General features: G+C 67.6%; 12 protein-coding genes and 1 riboswitch. Of the genes, 8 read left to right on the top strand and 4 right to left on the bottom strand.

Annotated elements, in window-relative coordinates:
• Positions 1 to 9: 9 nt before the first annotated feature.
• From EJP67_RS10170 to EJP67_RS10160, 3 genes are all read right to left on the bottom strand, one after another.
• The gene (locus tag EJP67_RS10170; RefSeq protein WP_126021582.1) at positions 10 to 1,212 is read right to left on the bottom strand and encodes an aminotransferase-like domain-containing protein; all 1,203 of its coding nucleotides are present in this window, start codon (positions 1,210 to 1,212) and stop codon (positions 10 to 12) included.
• A gap of 62 nt (positions 1,213 to 1,274) precedes the next feature.
• Complete coding sequence (locus EJP67_RS10165) at positions 1,275 to 2,240, bottom strand: DMT family transporter (RefSeq protein WP_126021581.1); 966 nt, start codon at positions 2,238 to 2,240, stop codon at positions 1,275 to 1,277.
• Positions 2,237 to 2,836: a LysE family translocator gene (locus EJP67_RS10160; RefSeq protein ID WP_126021580.1), complete on the bottom strand. Its 600-nt coding sequence runs from the start codon at positions 2,834 to 2,836 to the stop codon at positions 2,237 to 2,239. The genes EJP67_RS10165 and EJP67_RS10160 overlap by 4 nt, the downstream gene beginning before the upstream one ends.
• 122 nt (positions 2,837 to 2,958) lie before the next feature.
• Between EJP67_RS10160 and EJP67_RS10155 the strand changes: the two genes are divergently transcribed.
• From EJP67_RS10155 to EJP67_RS10140, 4 genes are all read left to right on the top strand, one after another.
• A complete protein-coding gene (locus EJP67_RS10155; RefSeq protein ID WP_126021579.1) occupies positions 2,959 to 4,404 on the top strand; it encodes an aminotransferase-like domain-containing protein in 1,446 nt (481 codons plus the stop codon).
• Between the two features lie 80 nt (positions 4,405 to 4,484).
• Positions 4,485 to 5,249: a PhaM family polyhydroxyalkanoate granule multifunctional regulatory protein gene (locus EJP67_RS10150; RefSeq protein WP_126021578.1), complete on the top strand. Its 765-nt coding sequence runs from the start codon at positions 4,485 to 4,487 to the stop codon at positions 5,247 to 5,249.
• Between the two features lie 45 nt (positions 5,250 to 5,294).
• A complete protein-coding gene (locus EJP67_RS10145) occupies positions 5,295 to 6,575 on the top strand; it encodes an FIST signal transduction protein (RefSeq protein ID WP_126021577.1) in 1,281 nt (426 codons plus the stop codon).
• 209 nt (positions 6,576 to 6,784) lie between these two features.
• The gene (locus EJP67_RS10140; protein ID WP_126021576.1) at positions 6,785 to 8,191 is read left to right on the top strand and encodes an RtcB family protein; all 1,407 of its coding nucleotides are present in this window, start codon (positions 6,785 to 6,787) and stop codon (positions 8,189 to 8,191) included.
• 19 nt (positions 8,192 to 8,210) lie between these two features.
• On the opposite strand, the gene EJP67_RS10135 is transcribed toward EJP67_RS10140, so the two are convergent.
• On the bottom strand, positions 8,211 to 9,518 hold the full coding sequence (locus tag EJP67_RS10135) for a D-amino acid dehydrogenase (RefSeq protein WP_126021575.1): 1,308 nt from the start codon (positions 9,516 to 9,518) through the stop codon (positions 8,211 to 8,213).
• 92 nt (positions 9,519 to 9,610) lie between these two features.
• Positions 9,611 to 9,718: riboswitch (glycine riboswitch) on the bottom strand.
• Positions 9,719 to 9,970: 252 nt separating this feature from the next.
• On the opposite strand from EJP67_RS10135, the gene rfbB reads away from it, so the two are divergent.
• From rfbB to rfbC, 4 genes are read left to right on the top strand one after another with little or no spacing between them, the layout of a single operon-like run.
• Positions 9,971 to 11,047 (top strand): dTDP-glucose 4,6-dehydratase, encoded by a 1,077-nt coding sequence (rfbB, locus tag EJP67_RS10130; protein WP_126021574.1) that lies wholly within the window; start codon positions 9,971 to 9,973, stop codon positions 11,045 to 11,047.
• Complete coding sequence (gene rfbD / locus EJP67_RS10125; protein WP_240650580.1) at positions 11,044 to 11,934, top strand: dTDP-4-dehydrorhamnose reductase; 891 nt, start codon at positions 11,044 to 11,046, stop codon at positions 11,932 to 11,934. The genes rfbB and rfbD overlap by 4 nt, the downstream gene beginning before the upstream one ends.
• Positions 11,935 to 11,957: 23 nt before the next feature.
• Positions 11,958 to 12,854 carry a glucose-1-phosphate thymidylyltransferase RfbA gene (gene rfbA / locus EJP67_RS10120; RefSeq protein WP_126021572.1) on the top strand — a complete coding sequence of 299 codons (897 nt, stop codon included), beginning with the start codon at positions 11,958 to 11,960 and terminating at the stop codon, positions 12,852 to 12,854.
• Positions 12,851 to 13,402: a dTDP-4-dehydrorhamnose 3,5-epimerase gene (rfbC, locus tag EJP67_RS10115; protein WP_126021571.1), complete on the top strand. Its 552-nt coding sequence runs from the start codon at positions 12,851 to 12,853 to the stop codon at positions 13,400 to 13,402. The genes rfbA and rfbC overlap by 4 nt, the downstream gene beginning before the upstream one ends.
• Positions 13,403 to 13,473 lie beyond the last annotated feature (71 nt).

The following is a 13,473-nucleotide window of genomic DNA, read 5'->3' as shown; positions in this document are numbered from 1 at the left end:
CGGCCGGCCTCAGGCCGGCGTGGCGGCCAGCTTCCTGTCGCCCAGCAGCACGAGTTCCTCGCGCAGCGTCTGCGCGAGCGCGGCGATGGCGGTGTCGATCTCTTCCACGCTGGCCGTCACGAACGACAGGCGCAGCGTGCGCGGATCGCCTTCGCCGGCGTAGAAGGGCGCGCCGGGCACGAAGGCCACGTTGCGCTCCACCGCCTTGGGCAGCAGCTTCACGGTGTCCACGCCCTCGGGCAGGCGCGCCCACAGGAACATGCCGCCCTTGGGTGCGTTGAACTTCACGTCCAGGCCGGCCATCTCGCGCGTGAGCGCGGCCATCATCGCGTCGCGCTGGCGCTTGTAGAGCGCGCGGATGGTGGGCACGTGGGTGTCGAGGAACCTGTCCTTCATCACCGCCGAGACCATGCGCTGCGTGAAGATGGGTGTGTGCAGGTCGACGGCCTGCTTGGCCTGCAGCAGCTTCGGGTAGATGGACTTGGGCGCCACCAGGAAGCCCAGGCGCAGGCCTGGGGCCAGCACCTTCGAGAACGAGCCCAGGTAGATCACGCCCTCGGGGTTGCGCGCGGCCAGCGGCAGCGGCGGGGCTTCGTCGAACCAGAGTTCGCCGTAGGGGTTGTCCTCCACGATGGGCAGGCCGGCGGCGGCAGCGGCTGCCGAGACGGCGGCGCGGCGCTCTTCCGTCATGGTGCGGCCGGTGGGGTTCTGGAAGTTGGGCAGCAGGTAGATGAAGCGCGCGTCCTTGGCCTTGGCCACGAGGTCGTCGACGATCACGCCGTCGTCGTCGCTGGCCACGCCCACGGGGTGCGGCTCCATCGGGCCGAAGGCCTGCAGCGCGCCGAGGTAGGTGGGCGTTTCCACCAGCACCTTGCTGCCCGGATCGATCAGCACCTTGGCCACGAGGTCCAGGCCCTGCTGCGAGCCGGTGGTGATGAGCACCTGCGAGGCATCGACGTCCCACGGCAGCATGTCGGCCACCGCCTGGCGCAGCGGCGCGTAGCCTTCGCTCGCGGCGTACTGCAGCGCGGCCTGGCCGTCGTTGTGCAGCACCTCGGCGCAGGCGTCGGCGAAGGCCTGGATCGGGAAGGTCTTGGGCGAGGGCAGGCCGCCGGCCAGGCTGATGATGCCGGGGCGCTCGGTGACCTTGAGGATTTCACGCAGCACCGAGGGATTCATCTTGGCGGCGCGGGCGGCGAGTTTCCAGTTCATGGCTTTCTTCTTTCAGGCGGTGAGGTGAGATTCGGATGTTCGGGAGGGCGCAACGGCGCGGATCAGTCACGGTACACGACATGGGCCCGCTTGTCGTCCAGGCCGCGTGTGGGCGCCGGGGCAGGCGCCGCCGGCTGCGACAGCCGCTTGCCGATGACCACCGTGGCAACCACGGCGACCGCGAAGGCCAGCGTGACCACGTCCAGCGGCTCGCCCAGGATCGGGATCGACGCGAGGATCGACAGGAAAGGCTGCAGCAGCTGCGTCTGGCTCACGCGCAGCGCGCCGCCAAGGGCCAGGCCGCGGTACCAGGCGAAGAAGCCGATCCACATCGAGAAAGTGCCGACGTAGACGAAGCCCAGCCAGGAGGCGGTGGCGACCGGCTGCGTGGGCCACAGCATCAGCGTGGCCGGCAGGGTGACGGGCAGCGCCATCACGCACACCCAGCAGATCACGCGCTCGGCGCCCAGCGAGGGTGTGACCTGCGCGCCGTAGATGTAGCCCAGCGAGGCCGCGATGACCGCGCCCACCAGCAGCAGGTCGGCCCATTCGAAGCCGAAGCCGTGTCCGCTCTGGCTGGCGCGCAGCACCGAGAACACCACCACCAGCAGGCTGCCCGCGATGGCGCAGAGCCAGAAGCCCAGCCGCGCGCGCTGATGCAGCACCCAGGCCGCGACGGCGGCCGTGACCAGCGGCAGCAGCGCCGTCACCACCGCCGCATGGCTGGCCGTGACCACGCGCAGCGCATAAGCCAGCAGCAGCGGGAACCCGATGGCGTTGCCCAGCACCGCCATGCCCAGCGGCTTCCACTGGTGCGGGGCCGGGCGCGGCGAGCGCGTGACCAGCAGGAAGACGGCCGACAGCACGCCCGCCAGCGCCGCGCGCCCGAGGGTGACGAACCACGGCGAGAGCTGCGGCGCCTCCTGCGGGCCGGTGGCCAGGCGCGTCATCGGCAGCGTGACGGCGAACATCGCAACGCCCAGCACGCCCAGCCACATGCCGAGCGTCTCGTCCTTGATGCTCCTCATACGCCCACCATCCACCAGGCGGTGAGCACCAGTACCAGGCCCATTGCACGGTTGAACCACAGCAGGCGCGAGCCCTTGGCCAGCCAGTCGCGCAGCATGGCGCCGACCAGCGCATACGCGAAGTTGCTGACGAAGGCATAGGCCAGCATCACCGGCGCCACGATCGCGAAGCGGTGCAGCGCGTCGGGCTGCCCGGCGATCCAGCCGGCCACCAGCGTGAGCGCCAGCAGCCAGGCCTTGATGTTCACGAACTGCAGCATCACGCCCTGGCCGAAGCCCACCGAGAGGCTCTTGCCATCGGCCTTGCCGAGCGTGGCGCTGCCGCTGAGCTTCCAAGCCAGCCACAGCAGGTAGCCGATGCCCACCGCCTTGATGGCCAGCCGCAGCGAGGGCATTGCCACCACCAGCGCGCCGATGCCGGCGGCGCACAGCGCCAGCAGCAGGGTCCAGCCGACCGGCACCGCGACCACGAAGCGCATGGCGCGCGGCAGGCCGCCATTGGCCGCCAGGGCGGTGGAAAGCGTGGTGTTGGGGCCGGGCGAGAAGCTCATCGCCGTGGCCAGCACCAGCAGCGCGGTGAATTCTTGCCAGTTCATGACACACACTCTAAACTTGCGACCATTACAGTTCCAGTACAGATGATCGAACAATCAGGCAATCTGTATTGGTCATCCCTTCGACACAGAAGCCAGGGAAACCGGCACAGCCCGGACGACGCATGCTCACACGCACCTCCACACAGTCGCTGACGGGGCAACTCGCCGACCGCCTGGCCGAGCGCATCCGCACGCGGCTGCTGCCGCCGGGCGCGCGGCTGCCCTCTGTGCGCGAATGCGCGCGGCAGCAGGGCGTGAGCCCGTACACCGTGGTCGCCGCGTACGACCAGCTGCTGGCGCAGGGGTTGGTAGAGGCCAGGCGGCAGCGCGGCTTCTACGTGCGCGATTCCGCTCCCGCGCAGGACGCCCGATCGGCGAACGGCGCGGACGCCAACGGCGCGATGGGCGTGCCCGCGGCGATCGCGGTGCAGATGATGGCCTCGCGCGTGCCGGCCGACGCCAGCTCGCTGATCCGCAGCATGTTCCACCGCCCGAGCGACAAGCCGCAGCCGGGCATGGGCGTGTTCCCGCCCGACTGGATGGCCTCCACCTTCATGCCCACGGCCGTGCGGCGCATGACCAATACAGCCGCGCTGCAGGAGCTGTCGCTCCAGTACGGCGAGCCCGCCGGCGACATGAGCCTGCGGCGCAGCCTCTCGCAGAAGCTGGTGGGCATCAACGTGCCGGCCTCGCCCGACCAGATCGTCACCACCGTCGGCGCTACCCACGCGCTGGACATCGTGAGCCGCACCCTGCTGCGCCCGGGTGACCCGGTGATGGTCGAGGAGCCGGGCTGGGCGCTGGAGTTCGCGCGGCTGGAGGCGCTGGGCATGCGCATCCTGCCGGTGCCGCGCCGCGCCGACGGGCCCGACCTGGAGGTGATGGCGCAGTACTGCAAGCTGCACAGCCCCAAGCTCTTCGTCAGCGTGAGCGTGCTGCACAACCCCACCGGCTACAGCCTCACGCCGGGCAGCGCGCACCGCGTGCTCAAGCTGGCCAACGAGCACGGCTTCCACATCGTCGAGGACGACACCTACAGCCACCTCGCCCCCGAGCACGCCACCCGGCTGAGCGCGCTCGACGGGCTGCAGCGCACCATCTACGTCAGCGGCTTCGCGAAGATCCTGGCGCCCAACTGGCGCATCGGCTTCCTGGCCGCGCCGCCCGAGTTGAAGGAGCGGCTGCTCGAGACCAAGCTGCTGGCCACGCTGACCTCGCCGACGCTCTTCGAGCGGGCCTTGTCGTGGTGCATCGACCAGGGGCAGTTGCGCCGGCACTCCGAGCGCGTGCGCATCCGGCTCGACGGGGCGCGGGGCCGGGCGGTGAAGCTGGCGATGGCGCACGGCTGCACCTTCGCCTCGGAGCCCGCGGGGCTCTTCGGCTGGGTCGACACCGGCGTGGACACCGACGCGCTCACCCAGCGCATGCTCGACCAGGGCTACCTGCTGGCGCCGGGCTCGCTCTTCCACGCGCGCCGGCCGCCCAGCACCATGATGCGGATCAACTTCGCGACCTCGCAGGACGCCGCCTTCTGGAAAGTCTTCAGCAAGGTCAGAAGCGAGCTCTGACGGACGCTAAAAGCCCGGAGGCTTGGAGTAAGCTGGCAGCACAAGAAAACCCATACCCCGCCTCCCAGGAGACCTCCCGCATGAGCAACGCCAGCAAGCCCTTCGACTTCAGCCAGTTCGTTCCCGGATTCGATTTCCTGAAAAACCTCGCCGGCGGCGCGGCCTCGGGCAGCGGTTCGGTGCCGGGCATCCCGAGCCTGGCGAGCTGGGTGGCGCCCACGCTGAGCGTGGAGGAGGTCGACAAGCGCATCCAGGAGCTCAAGACGGTGCAGTACTGGCTGGAGCAGAACGGCCACGCGCTGAAGGCCACCATCCAGGCGCTGGAAGTGCAGAAGATGACGCTGTCGACCTTGCGCGGCATGAATGTGCGCATGGAAGACATCGCCAGCGCCTTCACCCGGCAGGCGACCGCGGCGGCGGCTGTCGTAACGCCCGCTCCCGCCAAGGCCGCGCCGGAGCCCGAACCCGAGGACATCGAGGACGAGGAGGCGCCCGAGGAGGAAGTCGAAGAAGCGGCTCCCCCGCCCAAGAAGGCCAGCCGCAAGCCGGCCGCCTCCAGGGCGAAAGCCGCGGCCGCCGAGGGCGCTGGCGTGGTCGACCCGATGCAGTGGTGGGGCTCGCTCACCGAGCAGTTCCAGCAGATCGCCAGCACGGCGCTGCAGGATGCGGCCCAGCTGAAGGTGCCGGCCATGGCCCAGCCGCTGGCCGATGCGGTCGGCTCGGTCATCGGCAGCAAGCCGGCGGCGGCCCGCAAGCCCGCCCCTGCAGCAAAGAAGGCTGTGGCACCGGCCGCGAAGAAGAAGGCGTCGACCGCCGCGCGCAAGCGAACCTCCGCGCGACGCTGACGTCCTGCACACATCCATCTATTTCAGAACGGGTTGGCACGCATCATGAAATTGTTTCCCTCCGGCCATGCCACCCATCCGCAATGGCGAATGGCGGCGGGCCTCGTGCTCGCCCAGCTGCGGGCGCAGATGGCGCTGCCCGACTACGCCTCCGCGCCCACGCTCGGGCTGCTCTACATCACCGACCACTACGCGAACGACGCGCAGGACATCCTCGACCACCTGAGCGCCGAACTGCCCGAGGTGACCGACTGGTCCGGCACGGTCGGTATCGGCGTGTCGGCCAACAACGCCGAGTACTTCGACGAACCCGGCATGACCCTGATGCTCTGCGCCCTGCCGAGCGACCAGTACCGCGTGTTCTCCGGCGTCGCGCCGCTGGGCAACTCGGAAATGAGCGGCTTCGAGGCGCACACGGCGCTGGTGCACGCCGACCCCGCCACGCCCGACCTGGCCGAGCTGATCGGCGAGATGGCCGGGCGCACCGACACGGGCTACCTGTTCGGCGGACTCTCGTCGGGACGCGGCGGCGCGCTGCAGTTCGCCATCGGCGGCAACGGCAACATCCGCGGCCACGGTGCCGCCGGCGGAGTGTTCTCGGGCGGGCTATCGGGCGTGGTGTTCGGCGAAGGCGTGCGGCTGGTGTCGCGCGTCACCCAGGGCTGCCAGCCGCTGCGCTCGGGCGCGGTGCGCGAACGCGAGATCACCGAGGCCGACGGCAACCTGCTGCTCAAGCTCGATGGCGAGCCGGCCCTCGACGTGCTGCTGGCCGACCTGCAGGTGTCGCTCGAACGCCCGCAGGAGGCCATCGACGCGGTGCGCAACACGCTGGTCGGCCTGGCTGACGCCGGAAGCGACGGCATCCGCCGCACCGGTGACCTGGGCGCCGACGTGCTCGTGCGCCACATCATCGGACTCGACCCCACGCGGCGCGGCATCGCCATCGCCGATACCGCGGAAGCCGGCATGCGCCTGACCTTCTGCCGACGCAACGCCCAGGCCGCGCGCGCCGACCTGATGCGCATCTGCGCGGAAATCCGTGAAGAACTGGAACCCGAGGAGCAGACGCTCGCCACCGCACGCGCCGTGGCGGCGGGCGAGGCCGAAGCCGCGCCGCATCCGGCGCGCCGCATCGCTGGGGCCGTGTACGTGAGCTGCTCCGGCCGCGGCGGCCCGCACTTCGGCGCGCCGGGGGCGGAGCTGCAGATCGTGCGGCATGCGCTGGGCGATGTGCCGCTGGTGGGCTTCTTCGCCGCGGGGGAGATCGCGCGGCACCATCTGTATGGGTATACGGGGGTGTTGACGGTGTTCACTGCGCCCGACTGACCCGGCGCCCGACGCGAAAAAGCGACGGGCGGGTTTTCGGCGGGAGGATGCGTCGCTAGAATCCGCCCGCTTTCTTGAATCTCTGCTGCTGCAAGAAAGAGCCAGCCGCGCATCGCGTCTCCCGCGAGCGCGGCCGATCTTTTTCGCCTCGCCACGCAAAGTGCGACGAGGCAGGAAACCGACATGGTTTCCCGAATGGAACAGCAGCCATGAGCGATCCTCGTTTCTCGAGACTCCAGCGTGCCTTCTCGCGCGCCGGCATTGCCGTCGACTACCGCGACGGCGTCTATCACCTGCACCATGAGGCCTCGCAGGCCACGGTGCTCCTGCCGCCCAGCCTTCCGCTGGAAGAGAAGGCGGTGAACCAGTTGCTGGCATTCGCCAGCGTGCGCTCGCCCAACGGTGGGAAGGGCGTGTGCAAGGCCTGCGCGACGCCCGACTTCCACCCGGGCTCCGTCGCGCCCGTCGGCAGCGTCGTCGCGACCGATCCCGACTTCGTCATTCCGGCGGCGGTGGGCACCGACATCAACTGCGGCATGCGGCTGCTGACCACCGGGCTCACGCTCGACCAGGTGGCTCCGCACAAGACGCGGCTGGTCGAGCGGCTCACGCGCAGCCTGCTCGACAACGGCCGCGACGTGCCGGTGCACACGGCGGCGTTCAGGGCGCTGTTCGACGTGGGCCCCTCGGCCTTCCTGGAGGCGGTGCGCAGCGGCGGGCTGTGGTCGTCGTGCGACCGCGACCGGATGCAGGCCGAGCTCGATGCCTGCATCGGCCTCGCAAGCTTCGGCGGCAGTGCGCGGCACGCACCCGAGGCCTACACCGGCGGCCGCCACGAGGTGTTCCGCGACCCCTGCCTCGGCACACCGGGCAGCGGCAACCATTTCGTGGAGCTGCAGGTGGTCGACCATGTCCTGGACCGCCACGAGGCCTACCGTGCGGGCCTGAAGACGGGAGATGTGGTCGTGATGATCCACAGCGGCTCGCGCGACATCGGGTTCCATGTGGGTGGCCGCTGGATGGACCGTGCCCGCGACGAATGGCCCAAGGGCCTGCGCCATCCGAAGAGCGGTCTCTACGGTCTGGCGGGGCCGCTGGCCGACGAATACCTGGAGGCCATGGGCGTGGCGGCGCGCTACGCGTGGGCCAACCGGGTCGTGCTGGCCGAGTTGGTGCGGAAGGATTTCGCCGAACTGCTCGGCGCCGCGTCGTCGAAGCTGGTGGTGGACGTGCCGCACAACGTCGTGCTGCGGGAACACGGCATGAACATCCACCGCAAGGGAGCGACGCCGGCGAACGCGGGCGACTTGGCGCTCATTCCGGGCTCGATGGGCGACTACTCTTATCTGGCCTCCGGGCTCGGCCACGAGGACTGGCTCTGGTCGTGCAGCCACGGTGCCGGCCGACGGATGCGCCGGCAACAGGTGCGCGCGATGCGGCCAGCGCCCGCCGACCCCCAGGCCAGCTGGCAATGCGTGACCTTGCGCGAGGAGCGCCGGATCGAGGAGGCTCCGCAGGCCTACAAGCCGATCGGCGAGGTGATCGACGCACAGGAGCGCGCCGGGCTGATTCGATGCGCGGTGCGGCTCAGGCCCTGGATCACCTTCAAGGCGTGATCCGGGGCCTGCCGGCTCGTCAGCCCAGGGCGGGCTGCGGAACGCGCAGCTTGGGCGCAGGCATCCCCGTGAACGCGAAATCCACCTCCGGCTCCAGCCCGCTCACGATCCGCGCGATCGACTTGCCCGAGCCGCAGGCGTGCGTCCAGCCCAGGGTGCCGTGGCCGGTGTTCAGGAACAGGTTCGGCAGCTTCGTCTTGCCGATCAGCGGGACATTGCTCGGCGTGGCCGGGCGCAGGCCGGTCCAGAACTGGGCCTGGGTGGTGTCGCCGGCGCCGGGGAAGAGCTCCTCGACGCGGCGCACGATGGCCTCGCAGCGCACGCGGTTCAGGTCGCGGTCGTAGCCGTTGAGCTCGGCGGTGCCGGCGATGCGCAGGCGGTCGCCCGAAGCCGAGGTGTAGCGCGAGAACACGAGCTTGAATTCGTCGTCCGTCAGCGAGACCTGGTGGGCCTTGGAGGCGTCCCTGACGGGCAGGGTCACCGAGTAGCCCTTGGCCGGGTAGATCGGCAGCCGGATGCCGAGGGGCGCGGCGTAGATCGGGCTCAGCGAGCCCATCGCCAGCACGAAGGCGTCGCCGCGGATGCGCTGGAAGCGGCCTTCGCTGTCGGTGGCCTCGACGTGGTCGATGCTGCCGCCGGCCTCGCGCAACGCGGTGACGGTGTGGCTCATCAGGAACTTCACGCCCGCGGCGGCGGCCAGCCCCACGAGTTCACGCGCGAAGCGGTTGGCGTCGCCGGATTCGTCTTCGGCCGTGTAGGTGGCGCCGGCCAGCTTGGGGCGGATGTGGGCGAGGGCAGGCTCGATCTTCACTGCCTCGTCGGCCGAGATGACGCGGCGCTCGCAGCCCAGGGTGCGCATCTGCTCGGCGGGCTCGAGAGCACCGTCGAACTCCTTCTGCGTCGTGTAGAAGTGGAGGATGCCCTGGGTGCGCTGGTCGTACCTGAGGCCGGTGTCGCGGCGCAACTGTTGCAACATCGAACGGCTGTATGTGCCCAGACGAACGATCTGTTCGATGTTGTGGCGGGTGCGCGCCGGCGTGCATTCGCGCAGGAACTGCAGTCCCCAGAGCCACTGGCGCATGTCGGCGCGCATGCGAAAGAGCAGCGGGGCGTCTTCCTTGCCCAGCCATTGCAGCACCTTCAGCGGGGCGCTGGGGTTGGCCCAGGGCTCGGCATGGCTGACGGAGATCTGCCCGCCGTTGGCGAAGCTGGTTTCGGCGGCCGGGGTGGCCTGCCGGTCGATCACGGTCACTTCGTGGCCGAGTTGCTGGAGGTAGTAAGCCGAAGTCACGCCGAGCAGGCCGGCGCCGAGGACGATCACGCGCATTTCAAGTACCTTGAGGTTGCAGCGCTTGAATGGCGGGAGGGTGTGTACTATTTCATTAAATAGTAAGCAACTGGACGCCCGCCGTCCAAGTTGCCGCTCCCCCTGTCCTCGGTACCTGAGAGATTCATCCGTTGCGCCCTTGCAACGAATTTGCTCCTTCGGTGCGCCACGCATGGTGACGACTCTCCAGACGGCGTTTCGATGTGATGCAGTACTGAGCCCTTGCAGAAATCTTCAGGATTTCGCTGGGCTGACCTGAGCGTTTATGGGAGTTTGCGCCTTCGGTAAGGGCACTCTGACGAGTGACCCACTCTCCTGCAATCGGGTGCAATTGTAAACACGATGCACGAAAGCGTGACCAAGCCATTTGTTTCAGCGTTTTGACCCGATGGGATAATCCCTAGTTAACGTCGATCGCGTCAGGCGATCACCTTCAACACTCAGGGGACCCCATGATCTTGGTTACCGGCGGCGCCGGCTTCATCGGCGCCAACTTCGTACTCGACTGGATCGCGAACAGCGACGAGCCCGTCGTCAATCTCGACAAGCTGACCTACGCCGGCAACCTCGAGACCCTCGCGTCTCTCAAAGGCAACCCCAAGCACATCTTCGTGCAGGGCGACATCGGCGACAGCGCCCTGATCGACCGCCTGCTCACCGAGCACAAGCCCCGCGCCGTGGTCAACTTCGCCGCCGAGTCGCATGTGGACCGCTCGATCCACGGCCCCGAGGACTTCGTGCAGACCAACGTGCTCGGCACCTTCCGCCTGCTTGAATCGGTGCGCGGCTTCTGGGGCGCACTGCCGGCCGAGCAGAAGTCGGCCTTCCGCTTCCTGCACGTCTCGACCGACGAGGTCTACGGTTCGCTCTCCAAGACCGACCCGGCCTTCACCGAAGAGAACAAGTACGAGCCCAACAGCCCCTATTCGGCCAGCAAGGCCGCCAGCGACCACCTCGTGCGCGCCTGGCACCACACCTACGGCCTGCCGGTGCTCACCACCAACTGCTCGAACAACTACGGCCCGTTCCACTTCCCCGAGAAGCTGATCCCGCTGATGATCGTCAACGCGCTGGCCGGCAAGAACCTGCCCGTGTACGGCGACGGCATGCAGGTGCGCGACTGGCTCTACGTGAAGGACCACTGCAGCGCCATCCGCCGCGTTCTCGAAGCCGGCAAGCTCGGCGAGACCTACAACGTCGGCGGCTGGAACGAGAAGCCGAACATCGAGATCGTCAACACCGTGTGCGCCCTGCTCGATGAACTGCGCCCCCGCGCCGACGGCAAGCCGTACAAGGAACAGATCACCTACGTCACCGACCGCCCGGGCCACGACCGCCGCTACGCCATCGACGCGCGCAAGCTCGAGCGCGAACTCGGGTGGAAGCCTGCCGAAACCTTCGACACCGGCATCCGCAAGACCGTCGAGTGGTATCTCGCGAACAGCGAGTGGGTGCGCAACGTGCAAAGCGGCGCGTACCGCGAATGGGTCGAGAAGCAGTACGACAACAACGCGAAGGCCGCGGCATGAAGCTGCTGCTGCTGGGCAAGGGCGGCCAGGTCGGCTGGGAACTGCAGCGCAGCCTGGCGCCACTCGGTGAACTGGTCGCGCTCGACTTCGACAGCACCGATTTCCATGCGGATTTCAGCCGGCCCGAGGAACTCGCCGACACGGTGCTCAAGGTGCGCCCCGACGTGATCGTCAATGCAGCTGCGCACACCGCCGTCGACAAGGCCGAGAGCGAACCCGAATTCGCGCGCAAGCTCAACGCCACGTCGCCCGGCATCGTGGCCGAGGCAGCGCAGAAGATCGGCGCGCTGATGGTCCACTACTCGACCGACTACGTCTTCGACGGCAGCGGCACCACGCCGTGGAAGGAAGGCGATGCGACCGGCCCGCTCAGCGTCTACGGCAGCACCAAGCTCGAAGGCGAACAACTGGTGGCCCGGCACTGCGCCAGGCACCTGATCTTCCGCACCAGCTGGGTGTACGCCGCGCGCGGCGGCAACTTCGCCAAGACCATGCTGCGCTTGGCGAAGGAGCGCGACAAGCTGACTGTCATCGACGACCAGTTCGGTGCGCCCACCGGCGCGGAGCTATTGGCCGACGTCACGGCGCACGCTATCCGCGCGACGCTGCAGGAGCCCTCCAAGGTCGGCCTCTATCACGCGATCGCCGGCGGCGAAACGACGTGGTACGGCTACGCGCGCTTCGTGCTCGAAATGGCGCAGCAGGCCGGCGTCGAACTCAAGGCCGGGCCCGACGCCGTCGAGCCCGTGCCAACCAGCGCATTCCCGACGCCCGCGAAGCGCCCGCACAACTCGCGCCTCGACACCAGCAAGCTGCAGACCACGTTCGGCCTGCGCCTGCCCCCATGGCAGGAAGGCGTCGCGCGCATGCTGCGCGAGATCCTTTGAAGAATCCCACGAGAAGAAAGAGCATGACCAAGACGACGCAACGCAAGGGCATCATCCTGGCCGGCGGTTCGGGCACGCGCCTGCATCCGGCCACGCTGGCGATGAGCAAGCAACTCCTGCCCGTGTATGACAAGCCGATGATCTACTACCCGCTCAGCACGCTCATGCTGGGTGGCATGCGAGACATCCTGATCATCAGCACCCCGCAGGACACGCCGCGCTTCCAGCAACTGCTGGGGGATGGCAGCCAGTGGGGCATCAATCTGCAGTATGCGGTTCAGCCCAGTCCGGACGGGCTGGCGCAGGCGTTCATCATCGGCGACAAATTCGTAGGAAATTCGTCGAGCGCGCTGGTGCTGGGCGACAACATCTTCTACGGACATGACCTTGCCCACCTGCTGTCGGACGCCGATTCACAGCAGAACGGTGCGACCGTCTTTGCGTACCACGTGCATGACCCGGAGCGCTACGGCGTGGTCGCATTCGATGCGGCAGGCAAAGCCAGCAGCATCGAGGAAAAACCGGCGACGCCCAAGAGCAGCTATGCGGTGACAGGCCTGTACTTCTACGACAACCAGGTCGTCGACATCGCGAAGTCGGTGAAACCGAGCGAGCGTGGCGAGTTGGAGATCACTGCGGTGAACCAGGCCTACCTCGACCTGCGCCAACTCAATGTGCAAATCATGCAGCGCGGCTATGCGTGGCTGGATACGGGGACGCATGAGAGCTTGCTCGAAGCCGGACAGTTCATCGCAACCCTGGAGCATCGCCAAGGCTTGAAGATTGCTTGCCCAGAAGAGATCGCGTGGCGTAACGGCTTTATCGATCGGGAGCAATTGGCAAAGCTGGCTGCACCGCTGCAGAAAAACGGCTACGGCAAGTATCTGAACCATCTGCTGGCTGAGGAGGTGCGCTCATGAAAGCGACACCGACCGCAATCCCCGAGGTGCTGATCATCGAGCCCAAGGTTTTTGGTGATGCACGCGGCTTCTTTTACGAGAGCTTCAACGGCAAGGCGTTCGATGAGGCCGTTGGTCGGCACGTCGAATTCGTCCAGGACAACCACTCGCGCTCGGCTAAGGGCGTGCTGCGCGGCTTGCATTACCAGATCCAGCAGCCACAGGGCAAGCTGGTGCGCGTGGTGCGCGGCGCGGTGTTCGATGTGGCTGTAGATATCCGCAAGTCGTCACCGACCTTTGGGAAATGGGTTGGTGTGGAACTCAGTGAGGACAACCACAGGCAATTGTGGGTTCCACCCGGATTTGCGCACGGTTTTCTCGTGCTCAGCGATACCGCCGATTTCCTGTACAAAACTACGGATTACTACGCGCCAAGTTACGAAAGGTGCATTGCGTGGAACGATAAGGATATCGCGATTGATTGGCCGGACATCGGGATGGAGCCAATTCTCTCGTCGAAAGATGCAGCGGGGAAAGGCTTGTATCAAGCGGATGTTTTTGAGGCCTAACGAGCATCGGTGCCTGGTAAGCATTTGAGCGCGCCTGAATGATGCGCGATATCTCTAGAATGAACTGAAGA

Source organism: Variovorax guangxiensis, assembly GCF_003952165.1.
GTDB lineage: Bacteria > Pseudomonadota > Gammaproteobacteria > Burkholderiales > Burkholderiaceae_C > Variovorax > Variovorax guangxiensis.
Note: the sequence above shows the minus strand (reverse complement) of the source record. Positions and strands in the feature narration are given on the sequence as shown.